Below are 17,471 nucleotides of genomic sequence, written 5' to 3'. Positions count from 1 at the left end.
TTTACTGTAGCCGGGCGCACTGGCAGCATCCCCTAAGGGTTATGATGCGGGGGCGCAGAATGAAGAGAATCGGCTTGGGCCTGCTGGCCGGGATCGCGGCGGTCGGAATGGCGGGCGCGGCCGAGGCCAAATGGCTGCGCGCCGACACCGACAGTTTCATCATCTACAGCGAGAGCAACGAGAAATCGCTCCGCGAATTCGCGCAGAATTTGCAGCGTTTCGACACCACGCTGCGCCTGCTCTTCAAGGTCGAAACGCCCGGTGAGGAAAGCAAGCTGCCGATCTATCTGGTCGCCGCGGCGCCCGACGTCGCCGAACTGGCAACCGGATCGCGGAGCGCGTCGATCGCGGGCTATTATCGGCAGGACCGCGACGGCAGCTTCGCCATGTCCTTTCGCCAGAACGGCGGCAGCAACGTCGCCGGCACATCGGCCTCACAGCAAGTGCTGTTCCACGAATATAGCCACCATTTCATGAAGCGCCACCTCCGCGCGGCGTTTCCTGCCTGGCTGATCGAAGGGTTCGCGGAATATTATTCGACGGTCGACTTCGACAAGCAGGGCCGCGCGATGATCGGCCATCCGGTCTACCGCCGCGCCTATGGCCTGCTGGCGATGCCGAAAATTCCCGCCGAAAGACTGTTGTTCGAACAACCCCGCGCGATGCGGAACAGCGGGCAGATGGATGTCTATTACGGCCGCGCCTGGGTGCTCACCCACATGCTGTTCCACAGCGCCGCGCGGGGGGACCAGATCAACGTCTATACCAATGCGATCAATGCCGGCACCGACCCCAGACAGGCGGCGACCGACGCCTTTGGCGACCTTGCGCTGCTCGACAAGGATTTGAACCGCTATATCGAGAGCAGGCTCAGCTACCGCACCACGCGCGAGGCCGTTCCCGTCTCGACCAACATCAGGATCGCGCCACTGTCGGCGGACGAAGATGCCGTGGTCATGGCGCGGCTCGAACGGCTGAATGCGCGTGGCGACGCGGCGCGGCTGACCAAAGCGCGCGATACGCTGCGAAAACTGGCGGCCGCGCAGCCCGCCAATGCCGACGTCCAGTTCGAGCTTGCGGCCGCCGAATGGGACATCGACAGCGACAAGCGCGACCTTGCGGCGATGCAGGCCGCGCTGGACAAGGTGCTGGCGGCCAGGCCCGACCATGTCCGCGCCAATGTCCTGCTCGGCCGGCTGAAGCTGTATCAACTGCGCGAAAAGGGCGAGGATGACGCCGCCGCATGGCGCGCGGCACGCAAACCGATCCAGCTCGCCAACCGCACCGATCCCGACGACGCGGTGCCGCTCTACGCCTATTTCGACAGCTTTCTGAGCGAAGGCAAACGGCCGAGCGAGATGGCGATCAAGGCGCTCGAGCGCGCCTTTGTCCTCACGCCGGAAAATATCGAGATGCGGGTCGCCTATGCCTTTGCGCTCGCGAATCAGGGTGAGTTCGAACCCGCGTTGCGGCTGGCGCGGACGGTGGCCTTCGATCCGCACGACAATGGCCGGGGCGAAGCGATGCTCGCGCGGCTGGAGGCGATGAAGGCCCGCCGCGCGGGCGCGGCAGGCACCGGCAAGGAAGCCGTCGCCGGCGACGCCGACGACGACTAGCCCTTCTTCAATAGTCGGGTTCGGCGCCGCCCAGCACTTGGGCAGCCTGCGCCGCCAGCCATGCCATCGCCGCGGCCCACGGCTGGTGCCCGTGGCTGATCCGCGCGACGCCGAGCGCGGCAAGCTCCTTGTGCGTCGGGCCGCCCTTGCCGCGCAGGATGTTCACCGGCAGCGGCGAGGCGTCGCAGATCGCACCGATGCATTTGGGATCGAGCAGGAAAGGCACGAACAGCGACCCCGCGCCCGCATCGGCATAGGCGCGCGCGCGTTCGAGCGTCGCCGCGACGAGCGCGTCGCCGTCCTTCGCCGCATCCTGCCCCAGGAACAGATCGCAGCGCGCGTTGACGAAGATGCCGGTGTCGGCGGCAGCGCGATAGCGCGCGGCGGCATCTGCAGTCGCGAGCAGTTCCTTCTGCCCGGGCAGCCGGTCTTCCATGTTGATGCCGGCCGCACCTGCATCGCGCGCCAGCGCCACCGATTCGCCCACCGCCGCGGGGTCGTCGCCATAGCCCGCTTCCATATCGATCGTGACGGGCAGGTCTGTGACCGCCAGGATCTGCGCGAGGTTGGCGAGCGCCGCTTCGAGCGGAAAATTCTCGCCGTCGGACGATCCGTGCGCCGACGCGACGCCCCAGCTGCCGGTCGCGATCGCCCTGGCGCCCGTCGCCGCGACCGCCTTCGCGCTTCCCGCGTCCCAGATGTTGATCAGGATCAGCGGATCGCCCGGAACGTGCAACGCGCGGAACTCGGCAACTTTGTCGGCCATCAAAAACTCTCCCTTTTGAGCAATTCTTCCTTGATCGGCAGGCCATAGGCATAGCCGCCGAGCGTTCCGTCGCTGCGTACCACACGGTGGCACGGGATCAGCACCGCCACGTTGTTCGCGCCATTCGCGCTCCCCGCCGCACGCACCGCCTTCGGCTTGCCGACCGCCGCGGCGATGTCGGCATAGCTGCGCGTCTCGCCCGCCGGGATTTTCCGGAGCTCGCGCCACACCGCTTCCTGAAAGGCGGTGCCCTTCACGTCGATCGGAATATGATCGAAGCCATTCACCGGCGCCTCGACCGCGTCGACAACCTGTTTGAGCAAGGCTTCGAACTCTTTGCCGCCTTCGACCAGTTCGGCCGCGGGGAAACGCTCCTCGAGCGCCTCGCGTCCCTCATCGAACGACAGGCGGCACACGCCCTTTGTCGTCGCCGCGACGAGCATTTCGCCAAGGCTGGTCGGCACGACCGCCCAGTGGATCTCGGTGCCCTTGCCGCCGTTCACCCACGCCGACGCCGTCATGCCCATGCGCCCTTCCATATTCTGGTAGAAACGCGACGGCCCCGAAAAGCCCGCGTCGTAAATCGCGTCGGTCACCCGGCTGCCATCGCTCAGTGCCTGCCGCGCGCGCTCTTCGCGCAGCGCGCGGGCATAGGCCGCGGGCGACAGGCCGGTGTGGCGGGTGAAGACGCGCTGGAAATGCGTCGGCGAATAGCCGGTGCGCGCGGCGAGATCGCCGAGCGCAAGCGGTTCCTCGCTGCCTTTGATCGCCGCGATCGCCTTGATCACCGCATTTTCGTCGCGCGCGACATCGTCGGGCAGGCAGCGCTTGCAAGGGCGGAGGCCCGTGGCGCGCGCCGCGTCGCCGTCGGCGAAGAAGCGGACATTCTGGCGCAGGGGATGGCGCGCTGCGCAGCTTGGCCGGCAATAGATGCCGGTGGTCAGCACCCCGGTGACGAAACGGCCGTCCTGCGCCTTGTCGCGCGCCTGCACCGCTTCCCAACGCTCGTCGTCGGTCATGGCCTTGAAGTCCATGGTCAATTCCTCTCGATTCGCGCGGCAAAACAGCCATAGGCGGCGTTGTGGGCATCGATATAGGTAATCGCATCGTCCTCGAACAGGTCGCGGATCGCGCCGTCGGCCTCGCCCGGCCCCACAAGCCGCGCGGTCTGCAGCATGCCGTCCGCAGCGAAGGCGCGCAGCGCGAGCGCGCGCCCCTCGAACACCGGGGGCAGTTCGTCGCGATAGGTCGCCGCTTCAACGCCCGGCCGCACATAGATTGCATAAGCACTACGATACGGCGTTTCGACATCGTGGCTGGTGTGGTGGAGCAGGATCAGCGCCTCGCCCGCCTTCGCGTCCTCGAGGCTGACCCGGCACGGAAAGCCGCGATCGGCGGTCGCGGTGACGCGGCGCGCGTTGAGCGCGGCGAGTTCGGCGTCGCCCATCGCGAACAGCGGGGCAAAGGGTTCGGGGCTGAGTCCCTGGATCGAATAGGTCATCGGAATATCCTTTCTCGTGCGTTGGACATTCAATGCCACCGCCCGGTTCGCGCCGCGTCCCGATGCTTGCGTTCAAACATTTCGGCCCAGCTGTGTTACTGTATTATATCATTGACTCACTACGCCGGAAAACGCACTCTCCCGTCGGAAATCGGGGAGCTGAGCATGGCAACCATCGACGCAGCAATCGCATCCGCACGGCCCGCGCGCCGCACCGACTGGCTCGGGCGAAGCGCGACCTTCTGCTATCTCGCTATCGCCGCGGGGCAGCTGCTCTTCACCGCCTTCATCCTGCTCTTCTATTACCCCTCCTCGCTCTCGGGGAATTTCGCGGCGTGGAACGACAAGCCGCTGATCAAGGGATTTGTCGCGGGCGACGGCGCGGGCAACCTGCTCTTCGCGGTGCATGTGCTGATGGCGGCGGTGATCACCTTCGGCGGGCTCGTCCAGCTCGTCCCCGCGATCCGTAGCCGCTGGCCCGCGGTGCATCGCTGGAACGGACGGCTCTACCTCGTCAGTGCGGTCACCCTTGCGCTCGGCGGGCTGTGGCTCACCTGGGTGCGCGAAACCTGGCTCGTGCTCGCCGGTGCGATCGGGATCACGCTCGACGCGCTGCTCATCCTCGCCTTCGCCGCGCTGGCGTGGCGCGCCGCCCGCGCGCGCCGCTTTGTCGAGCATCGCCGCTGGGCGCTGCGCCTCTTCGCGGTCGCCTCGGCGGTGTGGTTCATGCGCGTCGCCTATATGGCGTGGGGCATCGCGACCGGCGGCGCAGGGATCGGCAAGGCGCTCGACGGCCCCTTCGACCTCTTCCTCGCCTTCGCCAGCTCGCTGATCCCGCTCGGGCTGGCCGAGCTTCATCTGCGCGCGGGCGCGCACGGCACCCCGGCGGCGAAAAAAGGCGTCGCGATCATTCTGGCGTTCAGCGGCCTCGTCATCCTTGCCGGCAGCGCCGGCGCGTGGATGATGATGTGGAGCCCATATATCTAGCCGCGCTTGCCTTCGCGCCGCGAGCGACTAGGTTCCGCGCCATGACCCGCCTCCTCGCGCTGCTGCTCGCCCTTCTTACTCTCTCGCTTCCGGTCCATGCCGCCGACGACATCAGCGCCGCGTCGCGCAGCGTCGTGCGCGTCGTCACCGTCGCGATGGTCGATGGCGAGGTCGTCGGTTTCGGCCATGGCAGCGGCATCGCGATCTCGCCGACAAGGATCGTCACCAACGCGCATGTCGTCGAATCAGCCGCCAAATATCCCGACAATGTCGCCTTGGGCGTCGTCCCGTCCGAAGGGCAGAAGAGTTTCGCGGGCAAGCTGATCGCGATCGACACCGCGCGCGACCTCGCGCTGATCGAGATTACCGAGGGCCGCCTGCCCGCCGCCGCGATCTACACCGGCCCGCTCGATTCGGGCGCCGATGTCGTCGCCTTGGGCTATCCGGGCAATGTCGACCTTGCGACCGCACGCAGCGCCAACGACTATATCACCCCGCGCACCCCGACGCGCAGCGAGGGCAATATGTCGAACACGCAAAGCGTCGACGGGGTCGCGATGCTGATCCACACCGCGAAGATTTCGCGCGGCAATTCGGGCGGCCCGCTCGTCGATCAGTGCGGCCGCATCACCGGGATCAACACCGCGATCACGCGCGCCGACGACGGCGATTCGCCCTTCGCCTTTGCCATTTCCGGGCGCGAGCTCATGCGCTTCCTCGCCGATGCGAACCAGCAATATACCAGCGTCGGCACGCCGTGCCTGTCGCTCGCTGAAGCCGACGCGCGCGATCGCGCCGCGATCGACGCCGAAGCGCGCGCGAGCGCCGAGGCGAATGCCGCGAAGAACGCCGCCGCCCGGCTCGACCGCGAATTGAAGCAGGCGCGCGCCGCGGAAGACGCGCTCGCATCGCGCGAAAACCGGATCGCGCTCGCGGGGGTTTTCTTCGTGATCGGCGCGCTCGCCGCGGGCGCCGGCCTGCTCTTCTACAGCCAGAAGAATCTGCGTAATGCCAAGATTGCGGGCGGTGCGGGCGCGGTGCTGATGCTCGGCGCCGCGATCCTGTTCGTCACGCGTCCCGACGCGCACGCCGAGATCGCAGAAGAAGCGGCGACCGCCGCCGCCACCGAAACGCCCAAGCTCGCGCAAGGCAATTTCCTCTGCACGATCCGCCCCGACCGCAGCCGCATCACCGTATCGGCGACGACCGACGTACCGATCACCATCGGCAAGGGCGGCTGCGTCAACGGGCGCACGCAATATACGCGGGGCGCCGACGACCGCTGGCAGCGCATCCTCGTGCCGAACGACGAGGCGACGGTCACCGTCGCGTCGATCGATTCGACCGGGCGCGATTACCGCGTCGACCGCTATCTGCTCGACGCCGAAACGATGACCAAGGCGCGTGAGACGCGCGCGACGGTCACGCTCAAGAGCTGCACCGCCAACCCTGACGAGCTCGCAGGGCTCGCCGCGCAGCAGGACGCGATCCGCAGCGCGCTGCCCGCCAGCCCGAACGAGCGGCTCGTCTATCGCTGCCAGCCGGCGAGCGGCGCAGCGGTCAAACCGGCGACCGGCGGCTGACCGTCAGCGGAGTCCGCCAACCCATTTCGTGAGAATCGCCTGCGCGGGGGCGGTGTAGGCTAGCTCGTGCCCAACCCCTGCGACACGCGCGACCGTCGCGTCGGGCCGCGCCCGCGCCAGTCGATCCAGATTGGCGGGCGTCACCAGCGTGTCGGCGTCGCCGTGCATCAGATAGACAGGCGCCTTCACGCGGGCCAGCTTTGCCGCATTGTCGAACCGGTCGCGCACCAGCCAGCGCGGGACGAGCGGGACCCGGCTCTTCACGACCGACGGCAAATCCGAAAACCCCGACACGAGCATCAGCGCCGCGACATCGTGCCGCAGCGCCATTTCGGTCGCCGGTCCCGAGCCGACCGAATTGCCGACGACGACGATCCCGCGCGAATCGACCCCGGCCCCGGCCCCGGCGAGCCAGCGCATCGCCGCCGCGCCATCGCGATAGAGGTCCGCCTCGCCCGGCGATCCGGGATTGCCGCCATAGCCGCGATATTCGACCAGCATCAGCCCGTGCCCCGCCGCCGCCGGCCCGCGCGTCGCCTCGATCGCGCCGAGCATATTGTCGCCATTGCCGTGGAAGAAGAGGAGCGTCTTCTTGCCCGGCAGCGCGGGGCGATAGAAAGCGGAAAGCCGCAAGCCGTCGTCGGTCTGGGTGTGGACGAGGCGGAAGCCCGGCGGCGGCGCCTGCGGATAGTCGGCCGGCGCCGGAAAGATCAGCCGGCGCTGCTGCGTATAGAGCAGCGTCGCCGCGACGAGTGCGAAGACGGCCAGCGCCAGTAGCAGGTTCAGGGCGAGCTTCACGCGTTGCGCGCTATCCGAGGCCGAGCGCGGCGCGAATCCGCTCCGCCGCTTCGGCGGGAAGCATGGCCCCCGAATCGATCGCGACCCGCGCGGCGGGAAGCGCGGGATAGGCGAAGGCGCCGGTCGCCGCGAGTTCGCGATACAACGCAACCGACGACAATTTGCCGCTTGCCTGCCGCGACGGCGAGTCGAGACGGGCTTCGACAATCTCTCGCGCGCACGTCAGCGCGACGAAATCGACCCGCCCCCCGGCCTGTTCGACCAGCGCGACGACCCGCTCTGGAAAATCGGGGGCGACGCTCGCCTCGGGATGGAAGGTGAAGATCAGCGATCGCCCGCCGGCCGCGGCCGCGCGAAATACATCCATCCACATCGTCTCGCGCAGTTTGACGAAGGCGTCGCTGCCGAAGGGAAAGACCGCCAGCAGCGCGTCGACGACCAGATGGTTGTGGAACAGCGGCAGCCCGGTCTGCGCCGCAAGTTCGCGCGCGACGGTCAGCTTGCCCGACGCCGCGGGACCATGGATGAAGACCAGCCTCACCCCCCGCACGCCCTGAACAGCATCAGCGTGCGCTCGCGCGCTTGGGTTGCGCTCGCTTCGTGATAATCCTTGCGCCGGTCGCTGTTGAAGCCGTGCCCCGCGTCATAGACGAAGATTTGCGCGGTCGGGTGATCCTTCGCGATCAGCGCCTCGACGCCTTCCATCGGGATGCCGTCGTCATAGCGGCCGAAATGGGCGATCGCGGCACAGGCGGGCGCCTCGTCCTTGAACATCGTCGGCACGAGGCTGCCATAATAGGCCGAGGACGCCGCAAGGTCGGCGCTGATCTGCGCCATCCGCCACGCGACCGAGCCGCCATAGCAATAGCCGGTGATGAACACCGGCCCTTTGCCCTTCAGCGCATCGATGCACGTCTGCGCATCCTTCAGGCTCTGCTCGAACGGATGGAGCTCGCGCGCCAGCTGGACCGCGCGCTGGAACTGCGGCCCCGAATAATCGCTCTCGAACCCCGGATGCTCGCGGTCGAAGAGCGCGGGGCTGAGCACCTCATATCCCTCGGCGGCGAACTCGTCGCACATTTCGCGGATATGGTCGGTGACCCCGAAGATTTCCTGGATCAGGACCAGCCCGCCGCAGCGCTCGCCGTCGGGCTGCGCGTGATAGACCGCGATCTCGGCACCATCGTCCATCGTCATCCGGATCATCTCGCCCATCGTGCACCTTCCCTTCGACGTCATATTTTTTGGTTCGCCCGTCCCTATCGCACGAAGGGGCAAAAGCAATCGCCCGCCCGCCTTGCATTGCAGCAAAATCGTTGCTAGGCGCGCCGCGACTTCGCGTGGGGGGCATTCGTCGAATATCCCCGAAAAGCGCGCGACCCATCCCCCACGGGATAGCAACAAAGGACTTTCACGCGTGGAGAATTCCGGCGGCATTCAGGGCAACATCACGGCGGGCCTCGCGGGCCGTTATGCGGTCGCTTTGTTCGATCTGGCGCGCGAATCGAACGCGATCGACGCGGTGGCCAAGAGCCTTGCGACGCTTCGCGCCGGCCTGACCGAATCGGCCGACCTGTCGGCGCTGATCGCCAGCCCCGTCGTCGCTCGCAGCGACGCCGCGAACGCCATCGCCGCGGTCGCCAAGGCGATGAAGCTCGATTCGCTGACCGCGAAGTTCCTCGGCGTGCTCGCCGAGAACCGCCGCCTCGCCGATCTGCCCAAGATGATCGACGCCTTCGACGCGATCGTCGCCGATCATCGCGGCGAAGTGACCGCCAAGGTCACCAGCGCGCATCCGCTTTCGGCCGCGCAGCTCAAAGAGCTGACCGCGAACCTCAAATCCCGTGTCGGGCGCGACGTCACCGTCGCCGCGACCGTCGACCCCGCCATTCTTGGCGGTCTCGTCGTCCAGCTGGGCAGCCAGCTGATCGACGGCAGCATCCGTACCCGTCTCAATAGCTTCGCACAGGCGATGAAAGGCTAAACCATGGAAATCCGCGCCGCTGAAATCAGCAAGGTCATCAAGGACCAGATCGCCAATTTCGGCACCGACGCAACGGTCAGCGAAATCGGCAAGGTTCTGTCGGTCGGCGACGGCATCGCCCGCGTCCACGGCCTCGACAACGTCCAGGCCGGCGAAATGGTCGAATTCGCCAATGGCGTGCAGGGCATGGCGCTCAACCTCGAAGCCGACAATGTCGGCATCGTGATCTTCGGCTCGGACGCCGAGATCAAGGAAGGCGACACCGTCAAGCGCACCGGCACGATCGTCGACGTCCCCGTCGGCAAGGGCCTGCTCGGCCGCGTCGTCGATGGCCTCGGCAACCCGATCGACGGCAAGGGCCCGATCAAGGCCGAGAAGCGCATGCGCGTCGAAGTGAAGGCGCCGGGGATTATCCCGCGCACCTCGGTGCACGAACCCGTCCAGACCGGCCTCAAGGCGCTCGACGCGCTCGTCCCCGTCGGCCGCGGCCAGCGCGAACTGATCATCGGCGATCGTCAGACCGGCAAGACCGCCGTCGCGATCGACACCTTCATCAACCAGAAGGAAGCCAACGCGGGCGATGACGAGAGCAAGAAGCTCTATTGCATCTATGTCGCGATCGGCCAGAAGCGCTCGACCGTCGCGCAGATCGTCCGCCAGCTCGAAGAAAATGGCGCGATGGAATATTCGATCGTCGTCGCCGCGACCGCGTCGGAGCCCGCTCCGCTGCAGTTCCTCGCACCCTACACCGGCTGCACGATGGGCGAATATTTCCGCGACAATGGCATGCACGCCGTGATCGTCTATGACGATCTCTCGAAGCAGGCCGTCGCTTACCGCCAGATGTCGCTGCTGCTGCGCCGCCCGCCGGGCCGCGAAGCTTACCCCGGCGACGTTTTCTATCTCCACAGCCGCCTGCTCGAGCGTTCGGCAAAGATGAACGCCGACAATGGTTCGGGCTCGCTCACCGCGCTGCCGATCATCGAAACGCAGGCGGGCGACGTTTCGGCGTACATCCCGACCAACGTGATTTCGATCACCGACGGCCAGATCTTCCTCGAAACCAACCTGTTCAACGCCGGTATCCGTCCCGCGATCAACGTGGGTCTGTCGGTGTCGCGCGTCGGCTCGGCCGCGCAGACCAAGGCGATGAAAAAGGTGTCGGGCTCGATCAAGCTCGAACTCGCGCAGTATCGCGAAATGGAAGCCTTTGCGCAGTTCGGTTCGGACCTCGACGCGTCGACGCAGAAGCTGCTCAACCGCGGCGCGCGCCTGACGCAGCTCTTGAAGCAGCCGCAGTTCCAGCCGATGCCGTTCGAAGAGCAGACCGCGTCGATCTTTGCCGGCACCAACGGCTATCTCGACAATGTCGCGACCACCGACGTCTCGCGCTACGAACAGGCGATGATCGCCTATCTGCGCAGCGACCACGCCGGCGTGCTGAAGACGATCCGCGACACCAAGGATCTTGGCGATGACGCCAAGAAGGGCCTCGTTGCCGCGCTCGAAGCGTTCGCCAAGATTTTCGCTTAAAGGTTTACGTCGTCCCGGCTTCGGCCGGGATGATGAAATATAGGGGCCTTCATGGCAAACCTGAAAGAACTCAAAGGGCGGATCAACTCGGTCAAATCGACCCAGAAGATCACCAAGGCCAAGAAAATGGTCGCAGCCGCCAAGCTGCGCAAGGCGCAGGCGGCTGCCGAAGCCGCGCGTCCTTACGCCGAGCGCCTCGAAGGCGTCGTCGCCAGTCTGGCGTCGAAGGTCGGTGGGTCGGACAGCGCGCCGAAGCTTCTGTCGGGCACCGGCAAGAGCGACACGCACCTGCTCGTCGTGCTCAACAGCGACCGCGGTCTCGCGGGCGCGTTCAACTCGAACATCGTCAAGGCGGCGCGCGACAAGGCGCTCGAACTGCAGGCGCAGGGCAAGAAGGTTCTCTTCTACCTGATCGGCCGCAAGGGCCGCCCGGTCATCGGCCGCCTGTTCGCCGGCCAGATCACCGAGCTCTATGAGACGACCGGCATCCGCGACATCGGCTTCGACCAGGCGCACGAGGTTTCGGCGAAGGTCATGGAGATGTACGAAGCCGGCGTGTTCGACGTCGCGCATCTCTTCTATTCGAAGTTCCGTTCGGCGCTCCTCCAGGAAGCGACCGGCCAGCAGCTGATCCCCGTTCCCGCGCCCGTCGACGTTCCGGCGTCGAGCGGCGCCGCGGTCGAATATGAGCCCGACGAGGAAGCGATCCTCGCCGACCTGCTGCCGCGCAACATCACGATCCAGATCTTCAAGGGCATCCTTGAAAACGCCGCGTCCGAACAGGGTGCGTCGATGACCGCGATGGACAATGCGACGCGCAACGCGGGCGACCTGATCAACAAGCTGACCATCATTTACAACCGCACGCGTCAGGCGGCGATCACGACCGAACTCATCGAAATTATTGCTGGCGCGGAAGCGCTGTAGCTCCGCGAAGAACTGGGCGCCGAAGCGCTCTAACTGATCAACCCAAGGAAGAAGACCATGGCTACCGCACCCGCTGAAAAGAAGGCACCCGCCAAGAAGGCCGCCGCGCCCAAGGCTGCTGCGCCGAAGAAGGCTGCCGCTCCCAAGGCTGCAAGCACCGGCACCGCCACGGGCCGCATCGCACAGGTCATCGGCGCCGTCGTCGACGTCCAGTTCACCGGCCAGCTCCCCGCGATTCTGAACGCGCTCGAAACCGACAACAACGGCAACCGCCTCGTCCTCGAAGTCGCGCAGCACCTCGGCGAGAACACCGTGCGCACGATCGCGATGGACGCGACCGACGGCCTGACGCGCGGCCAGCCCGTCACCGACACCGGCGCGCAGATCGCGGTCCCCGTCGGCCCGCAGACGCTCGGCCGCATCCTCAACGTCATCGGCGAGCCGATCGACGAACAGGGTCCGGTGAACGCCGTCAGCCGCGCGCCGATCCACGCCAAGGCTCCCGAATTCGTCGACCAGTCGACCGAAAGCAGCATCCTCGTCACCGGCATCAAGGTCATCGACCTGATCGCGCCTTACGCAAAGGGCGGCAAGATCGGCCTGTTCGGCGGCGCGGGCGTCGGCAAGACCGTTCTCATCCAGGAACTGATCAACAACATCGCCAAGGGCCATGGTGGTACGTCGGTGTTCGCGGGCGTCGGTGAACGCACCCGCGAAGGCAACGATCTCTATCACGAATTCCTCGACGCCGGCGTTATCGCCAAGGACAAGGACGGCAACCCGACCCCCGAGGGTTCGAAGGTTGCGCTCGTGTTCGGCCAGATGAACGAACCCCCGGGCGCCCGTGCCCGCGTCGCGCTCTCGGGCCTGACGATCGCCGAATATTTCCGCGATCAGGAAGGCCAGGACGTGCTCTTCTTCGTCGACAACATCTTCCGCTTCACGCAGGCGGGTTCGGAAGTGTCGGCACTGCTCGGCCGTATTCCTTCGGCCGTGGGTTACCAGCCGACGCTGTCGACCGACATGGGCGCGCTGCAGGAACGCATTACCTCGACCAACAAGGGCTCGATCACCTCGGTGCAGGCCATCTACGTTCCCGCGGATGACTTGACCGACCCTGCCCCGGCAACCTCGTTCGCCCACCTGGACGCAACGACGACGCTGAACCGCGCGATTTCGGAACTCGGCATCTATCCGGCGGTCGATCCGCTCGATTCGACCAGCCGCGTGCTGACCGCCGCGATCGTCGGGCAGGAGCATTATGAAACCGCCCGCCGCGTTCAGGAAACGCTGCAGAAGTACAAGTCGCTTCAGGACATCATCGCGATTCTCGGCATGGACGAGCTTTCGGAAGAAGATAAGCTGGTCGTCGCCCGCGCGCGCAAGATCCAGCGCTTCCTGTCGCAGCCGTTCCACGTCGCCGAAGTCTTCACCAACATCCCCGGCAAGTTCGTGGCGATCGAAGACACGGTGAAGTCGTTCAAGGCGGTGGTCGACGGCGAATATGACCATCTGCCCGAAGCGGCCTTCTACATGGTCGGCGGTATCGACGAAGCGGTCGCCAAGGCCGCGAAGCTCGCCGAAGACGCGTAACACACCTACACCCCTCCCCGGAGGGAGGGGTTTAAGGACATATCATGGCTCTGAAGTTCGAACTCGTCACCCCCGCCCGCCTCGAGCGGACCGCCGACGTCCATATGGTCACCGTGCCGGGGACCGAGGGCGATTTCTCGGTGCTCGAAGGCCACGCGCCGTTCATGGCGACGCTGCGCAACGGGCCGCTGACCATCTATGCGACCGCAGGCGCCGCGCCCGAAGTGATCGAGGTCGAAGGCGGCTTTGCCGAGGTTAACGAAGCCGGCCTCACCGTTCTGGCCGAGCATATCGCAAGCTGATTGCTTCCGCCGTCCACGGCGATCAAAAGCCCGCATCCCCATGGATGCGGGCTTTTTTTTGTGCCCGCGCGCAATCGTCCGCCGCATTAGGACAATGTCAAAGTTTCCGGTTTATTCACCGTGTCGGATGGGGGTTCGTCTGCGCTGGCAGCGATGCTCCCGATGATATGGAAGCAGGAAAAACCGATGAGTGCATTCGGACGCCGACCCGGAACCGCTGGCCGCCCCGCCTTTGGCGTGGCCAAGCCGATGCAGACTGGTCCCGGCGTGCCGGGCGGAACCCAGTTCCCCGCGATCGACACCCCGGTCGACATTCCGCAGATGCCGTCGAACCTGACGCCCGAAGAAGAGGCGATGGAGCGGCTGAACCAGCGCTCGACCGCCGAGGCGATGGAGCCCGAGAAGGCGCAAGGCTTTGAAGCGAGCGTCCACAAGATCAAGGAACAGGTGCTGCCGCGCCTGCTCGAACGCGTCGATCCCGAGGCGGCGGCGACGCTCAACAAGGACGAGCTGACCGAGGAATTCCGTCCGATCATCCTCGAAGTGCTCGCGGAACTGCGCATCACATTGAACCGGCGCGAACAGTTCGCGCTCGAAAAGGTGCTCGTCGACGAACTGCTCGGTTTCGGCCCGCTCGAAGAGCTGCTCGCCGACCCCGACATTTCGGACATCATGGTCAACGGTCCGTACCAGACCTATATCGAACGCAAGGGCCAGCTGGTCATCGCGCCGATCCAGTTCCGCGACGAACAGCATCTGTTCCAGATCGCGCAGCGCATCTGCAACCTCGTCGGCCGCCGCGTCGACCAGACCACCCCGCTCGCCGACGCCCGGCTCAAGGACGGCAGCCGCGTCAACGTGATCGTGCCGCCGCTCTCCTTGCGCGGCACCGCGATCTCGATTCGTAAATTCTCGGCCAAGCCGATCACGCTCGACATGCTCTGCCAATGGGGCGCGATGAGCCAGAAAATGTGTACCGCGCTGAAGATCGCGGGCGCCAGCCGCTTCAACATCGTTATCTCGGGCGGCACGGGTTCGGGTAAGACGACGATGCTCAACGCGCTGTCGAAGATGATCGACCCCGGCGAACGCGTGCTGACGATCGAGGACGCCGCCGAACTTCGCCTGCAACAGCCGCACTGGCTGCCGCTCGAAACGCGCCCCGCGAACCTCGAGGGCAATGGCGCGATCCACATGGGCGACCTCGTCAAGAACGCGCTGCGTATGCGTCCCGACCGTATCATCATGGGCGAAGTCCGTGGCGCGGAGTGTTTCGATCTGCTCGCTGCGATGAACACGGGTCACGACGGGTCGATGTGTACGCTCCACAGCAACAGCCCGCGCGAATGCCTCGGCCGTATGGAGAATATGGTGCTGATGGGCGACATCAAGATTCCGAAGGAAGCGATCTCGAAGCAGATCGCCGATTCGGTCGACCTGATCGTCCAGATCAAGCGCCTGCGCGACGGCTCGCGCCGCGTCACCAACGTCACCGAAGTGATCGGCATGGAAGGCGACGTCATCGTCACGCAGGAACTCTTCAAGTTCGAATATCTCGACGAGGACAAGGACGGCAAGATCGTCGGCGAATATCGCGCGATGGGCCTGCGTCCCTATACGCTGGAAAAAGCGCGCCAATATGGCTTTGACCAGCCCTATCTCGAGGCGTGCCTGTAATATTCGTCGCCCCCGCGAAGGCGGGGGCCGCTATCGATCTTGCGCTACACTCCAGCGGCCCCCGCCTTCGCGGGGGCGACGTTATTTCCCGGCCAGCCAGAACGCCGTCGCGAATAAAGCGACGGCGGCCGACGCCAGCGCGATCCCGCGCCACGGCATGAAACCGACCTGTTCGACGTCGCGGCGGTTGTTGCGGCGCCAGCTCGCGACCTCGGCCACGCCGAACAATAGCGCGGCGCCGATCCCCACTGACAGCATGGACACTTGCATTGCCGCGCATCCCTTCGCAAACAGGGCCTTCCCCTGGAGAGAGGTGCCCCATATGCGTTCCCTATTATTGCTTGCAAGTGCTGCCGCCCTGATCGCCGTTCCCGCAACCGCGATGCAGCATGACGCCCACGCCGCGCACAAGGCGCAGGACGCGATCGCCGCCGCCGTCGCCGCGCCCACGCGCACCGCGACGAACACGCCGCGCGACACATATCGCCACCCCGCCGAAACGCTCGCCTTCTTTGGCGTGAAGCCCGGCGACACCGTGGTCGAGCTGTGGCCCGGCGGCGGCTGGTATACCGAAATCCTCGCCCCGCTGACCAAATCGGGCGGCGGTACGCTGTATGTCGCGGCGCCGTGGGAACGCGGCCTGAACCGCGTTAAAACCAAGCAGACCGAGAATGCCGAGGTCTATGGCGCGGTAAAGCTCGCCGAATTCCCCCATGCGGGCACGAACCCGAAGGTGCCCGACGGCAGCGCCGACGTCGTGCTGACCTTCCGCAACGTCCACAACTGGCGCTTCGACGGCACCGACAACACCGCGAACGCGTTCAGGCAGATTTTCGCGATGCTCAAACCCGGCGGCACGCTCGGCGTCGTCGAGCACCGCCTCAACGAAAATGACGACAGCGCGAAGGAGGAAAAGTCGGGCTATATGAAGAAGAGCTCGATCGTCGCCTTTGCCGAAGCCGCGGGCTTCAAGCTGGCGGGCGAGAGCGAGATCAACGCCAATCCCAAGGATAGCAAGGATTATCCCAAGGGCGTCTGGACGCTGCCCCCGAACCTGACCGAGGGCGAGACCGATCGCGCAAAATATGTCGCGATCGGCGAATCGGATCGCATGACGCTCAAATTCGTGAAGCCTGCGAGCTGAAACATTTTGAATCCATAGATCCGGCGCTGCTGCTCAGCGCCTATGCGCAGGGCATTTTTCCGATGGCCGACGGGGCGGACGACCCGTCGGTCCATTGGGTCGAACCACGGCTGCGCGCAATCCTGCCACTGGAGGGATTTCACCTCTCGCACAGCCTGAAAAAAATCATCGTGTCGGACCGCTTTCGCGTCACGACCGATACCGCCTTTGCCGAGATGGTCGCGCTCTGCGCCGCGCCCGCCGACGACCGGCCGACGACGTGGATCAATCCGGTGATCCGGGCGAGCTACGACCGCCTGTTCCAGCTCGGCCATGCGCACAGCGTCGAATGCTGGCTGGACGGCGAGCTTGCGGGCGGGCTCTACGGCGTGACGCTCGGCCGCGCTTTCTTCGGCGAATCGATGGTCAGCCGCGCGCGCGACGCGTCGAAGGTCGCGCTGGCGCACCTCGTCGCGCGGCTACGCGCCGGCGGCTGGAAATTGCTCGATTGCCAGTTCATCACGCCGCACCTCGCCAGCCTCGGCGCGATCGAGATTCGCCAGGCCGACTATCTCGCGCGGCTCTATTCGGTGTTGGCGGGGGGCGACGGTGCCGCGGCCTTGGGCGCCGGGGCCGGAACGACCGGCGGCGCGACGAGCGTTGCCGTCCCCTCGCCGCCGTTCGTCGCGGGCGACTGGGGCGCCCTCGATGCCTTGGGCGCCGCGGCGGCGCCCGATTTCGGTGCCGAACGCGCGACGGGTTCGCCGCCCGGATATGTCATTGCGCAGCTTTTGACGAAGACGTCATAGATCGGGTGCTGGATGACGTTGCGGTCAGGCCGCTCGCGGAAAATCCAGCCCGAAAAGACGCGATACCATTTGTCGTCGCGCTGATCCTGCACCGTCAGCTGGACGAAGGCGCCAGTTTCGGGCGGATCCTCCCACGGCGCGGTCATCTCGCATGCGCGGAGCCGCACGATCGCGCGGCCGACGCGCGCCGTTTCGCCGGGCTTCATCTCGAGATCGCGGACGAGCCCGTTACGCTTGTTGAGCAGGCCGACGACCGCGACGCGGTCCGCCAT

18 protein-coding genes and 1 pseudogene are annotated in these 17,471 nt (G+C 65.9%); 11 read left to right on the top strand and 8 right to left on the bottom strand.

The window, feature by feature from the left end; genetic code table 11:
• The first annotated feature begins 59 nt into the window (after positions 1–59).
• A complete protein-coding gene (locus ATE70_RS09695) occupies positions 60–1,616 on the top strand; it encodes a hypothetical protein (RefSeq protein ID WP_058537715.1) in 1,557 nt (518 codons plus the stop codon).
• Positions 1,617–1,623: 7 nt separating this feature from the next.
• Here the strand turns inward: ATE70_RS09695 and ATE70_RS09690 are convergent, their stop codons facing one another.
• From ATE70_RS09690 to ATE70_RS09680, 3 genes are read right to left on the bottom strand one after another with little or no spacing between them, the layout of a single operon-like run.
• Positions 1,624–2,382: an isocitrate lyase/PEP mutase family protein gene (locus ATE70_RS09690; protein ID WP_058537714.1), complete on the bottom strand. Its 759-nt coding sequence runs from the start codon at positions 2,380–2,382 to the stop codon at positions 1,624–1,626.
• Positions 2,382–3,416: a bifunctional DNA-binding transcriptional regulator/O6-methylguanine-DNA methyltransferase Ada gene (gene ada, locus ATE70_RS09685; protein WP_156419601.1), complete on the bottom strand. Its 1,035-nt coding sequence runs from the start codon at positions 3,414–3,416 to the stop codon at positions 2,382–2,384. The genes ATE70_RS09690 and ada overlap by 1 nt, the downstream gene beginning before the upstream one ends.
• A gap of 2 nt (positions 3,417–3,418) precedes the next feature.
• Positions 3,419–3,883, bottom strand: coding sequence for a DUF1203 domain-containing protein (locus tag ATE70_RS09680; RefSeq protein ID WP_058537712.1), 465 nt, complete (start codon positions 3,881–3,883; stop codon positions 3,419–3,421).
• 165 nt (positions 3,884–4,048) lie between these two features.
• On the opposite strand from ATE70_RS09680, the gene ATE70_RS09675 reads away from it, so the two are divergent.
• Together ATE70_RS09675 and ATE70_RS09670 are read left to right on the top strand one after the other, a co-directional pair.
• Positions 4,049–4,870 carry a DUF2306 domain-containing protein gene (locus ATE70_RS09675; protein ID WP_058537711.1) on the top strand — a complete coding sequence of 274 codons (822 nt, stop codon included), beginning with the start codon at positions 4,049–4,051 and terminating at the stop codon, positions 4,868–4,870.
• A 41-nt stretch (positions 4,871–4,911) separates the two neighbouring features.
• Positions 4,912–6,453 carry a S1C family serine protease gene (locus ATE70_RS09670; RefSeq protein ID WP_058537710.1) on the top strand — a complete coding sequence of 514 codons (1,542 nt, stop codon included), beginning with the start codon at positions 4,912–4,914 and terminating at the stop codon, positions 6,451–6,453.
• Between the two features lie 3 nt (positions 6,454–6,456).
• On the opposite strand, the gene ATE70_RS09665 is transcribed toward ATE70_RS09670, so the two are convergent.
• From ATE70_RS09665 to ATE70_RS09655, 3 genes are read right to left on the bottom strand one after another with little or no spacing between them, the layout of a single operon-like run.
• Positions 6,457–7,251 carry an alpha/beta hydrolase gene (locus ATE70_RS09665; protein WP_058537709.1) on the bottom strand — a complete coding sequence of 265 codons (795 nt, stop codon included), beginning with the start codon at positions 7,249–7,251 and terminating at the stop codon, positions 6,457–6,459.
• A gap of 10 nt (positions 7,252–7,261) precedes the next feature.
• Entirely contained in the window at positions 7,262–7,792 is a 531-nt protein-coding gene (locus ATE70_RS09660) for an AAA family ATPase (protein ID WP_058537708.1), read from the bottom strand.
• A complete protein-coding gene (locus ATE70_RS09655; RefSeq protein WP_058537707.1) occupies positions 7,789–8,466 on the bottom strand; it encodes a dienelactone hydrolase family protein in 678 nt (225 codons plus the stop codon). Before ATE70_RS09655 ends, ATE70_RS09660 begins: the two co-directional genes overlap by 4 nt.
• Positions 8,467–8,668: 202 nt before the next feature.
• Between ATE70_RS09655 and ATE70_RS09650 the strand changes: the two genes are divergently transcribed.
• The 6 genes from ATE70_RS09650 (at position 8,669) to ATE70_RS09625 (ending at position 15,267) form a co-directional block, all read left to right on the top strand.
• Positions 8,669–9,235, top strand: coding sequence for a F0F1 ATP synthase subunit delta (locus ATE70_RS09650; protein ID WP_058537706.1), 567 nt, complete (start codon positions 8,669–8,671; stop codon positions 9,233–9,235).
• 3 nt (positions 9,236–9,238) lie between these two features.
• Positions 9,239–10,768, top strand: a complete 1,530-nt coding sequence (gene atpA / locus ATE70_RS09645; RefSeq protein ID WP_058537705.1) for a F0F1 ATP synthase subunit alpha — start codon at positions 9,239–9,241, stop codon at positions 10,766–10,768.
• 51 nt (positions 10,769–10,819) lie between these two features.
• A complete protein-coding gene (locus tag ATE70_RS09640; protein WP_058537704.1) occupies positions 10,820–11,695 on the top strand; it encodes a F0F1 ATP synthase subunit gamma in 876 nt (291 codons plus the stop codon).
• 57 nt (positions 11,696–11,752) lie between these two features.
• On the top strand, positions 11,753–13,288 hold the full coding sequence (atpD, locus tag ATE70_RS09635; RefSeq protein WP_231732599.1) for a F0F1 ATP synthase subunit beta: 1,536 nt from the start codon (positions 11,753–11,755) through the stop codon (positions 13,286–13,288).
• Positions 13,289–13,332: 44 nt separating this feature from the next.
• Positions 13,333–13,590: an ATP synthase F1 subunit epsilon gene (locus ATE70_RS09630; RefSeq protein ID WP_037513563.1), complete on the top strand. Its 258-nt coding sequence runs from the start codon at positions 13,333–13,335 to the stop codon at positions 13,588–13,590.
• 186 nt (positions 13,591–13,776) lie between these two features.
• Complete coding sequence (locus tag ATE70_RS09625) at positions 13,777–15,267, top strand: CpaF family protein (protein ID WP_058537703.1); 1,491 nt, start codon at positions 13,777–13,779, stop codon at positions 15,265–15,267.
• 81 nt (positions 15,268–15,348) lie between these two features.
• Here the strand turns inward: ATE70_RS09625 and ATE70_RS24785 are convergent, their stop codons facing one another.
• On the bottom strand, positions 15,349–15,537 hold the full coding sequence (locus ATE70_RS24785; protein WP_058800985.1) for a hypothetical protein: 189 nt from the start codon (positions 15,535–15,537) through the stop codon (positions 15,349–15,351).
• 52 nt (positions 15,538–15,589) lie between these two features.
• On the opposite strand from ATE70_RS24785, the gene ATE70_RS09620 reads away from it, so the two are divergent.
• Positions 15,590–16,411: a class I SAM-dependent methyltransferase gene (locus ATE70_RS09620; RefSeq protein ID WP_058537702.1), complete on the top strand. Its 822-nt coding sequence runs from the start codon at positions 15,590–15,592 to the stop codon at positions 16,409–16,411.
• Positions 16,408–17,199 carry a leucyl/phenylalanyl-tRNA--protein transferase gene (gene aat, locus ATE70_RS09615; RefSeq protein WP_197411432.1) on the top strand — a complete coding sequence of 264 codons (792 nt, stop codon included), beginning with the start codon at positions 16,408–16,410 and terminating at the stop codon, positions 17,197–17,199. The genes ATE70_RS09620 and aat overlap by 4 nt, the downstream gene beginning before the upstream one ends.
• Positions 17,200–17,234: 35 nt before the next feature.
• Here the strand turns inward: aat and ATE70_RS25415 are convergent.
• Positions 17,235–17,405 (bottom strand): annotated as a pseudogene (locus tag ATE70_RS25415) (DUF2155 domain-containing protein); the annotation flags it as partial.
• Between the last annotated feature and the right edge of the window lie 66 nt (positions 17,406–17,471).

The organism is Sphingopyxis sp. H053 (assembly GCF_001468225.1).
GTDB lineage: Bacteria > Pseudomonadota > Alphaproteobacteria > Sphingomonadales > Sphingomonadaceae > Sphingopyxis.
Note: the sequence above shows the minus strand (reverse complement) of the source record. Positions and strands in the feature narration are given on the sequence as shown.

Coding starts and splice junctions, on each gene's coding strand:
- ATE70_RS09695 (WP_058537715.1), top strand. CDS start 60: ATGAAGAGAATCGGCTTGGGCCTGCTGGCCGGGATCGCGGCGGTCGGA.
- ATE70_RS09690 (WP_058537714.1), bottom strand. CDS start 2,382: ATGGCCGACAAAGTTGCCGAGTTCCGCGCGTTGCACGTTCCGGGCGAT.
- ada (WP_156419601.1), bottom strand. CDS start 3,416: ATGGACTTCAAGGCCATGACCGACGACGAGCGTTGGGAAGCGGTGCAG.
- ATE70_RS09680 (WP_058537712.1), bottom strand. CDS start 3,883: ATGACCTATTCGATCCAGGGACTCAGCCCCGAACCCTTTGCCCCGCTG.
- ATE70_RS09675 (WP_058537711.1), top strand. CDS start 4,049: ATGGCAACCATCGACGCAGCAATCGCATCCGCACGGCCCGCGCGCCGC.
- ATE70_RS09670 (WP_058537710.1), top strand. CDS start 4,912: ATGACCCGCCTCCTCGCGCTGCTGCTCGCCCTTCTTACTCTCTCGCTT.
- ATE70_RS09655 (WP_058537707.1), bottom strand. CDS start 8,466: ATGGGCGAGATGATCCGGATGACGATGGACGATGGTGCCGAGATCGCG.
- atpA (WP_058537705.1), top strand. CDS start 9,239: ATGGAAATCCGCGCCGCTGAAATCAGCAAGGTCATCAAGGACCAGATC.
- ATE70_RS09640 (WP_058537704.1), top strand. CDS start 10,820: ATGGCAAACCTGAAAGAACTCAAAGGGCGGATCAACTCGGTCAAATCG.
- atpD (WP_231732599.1), top strand. CDS start 11,753: ATGGCTACCGCACCCGCTGAAAAGAAGGCACCCGCCAAGAAGGCCGCC.
- ATE70_RS09630 (WP_037513563.1), top strand. CDS start 13,333: ATGGCTCTGAAGTTCGAACTCGTCACCCCCGCCCGCCTCGAGCGGACC.
- ATE70_RS09625 (WP_058537703.1), top strand. CDS start 13,777: ATGAGTGCATTCGGACGCCGACCCGGAACCGCTGGCCGCCCCGCCTTT.
- ATE70_RS24785 (WP_058800985.1), bottom strand. CDS start 15,537: ATGCAAGTGTCCATGCTGTCAGTGGGGATCGGCGCCGCGCTATTGTTC.
- ATE70_RS09620 (WP_058537702.1), top strand. CDS start 15,590: ATGCGTTCCCTATTATTGCTTGCAAGTGCTGCCGCCCTGATCGCCGTT.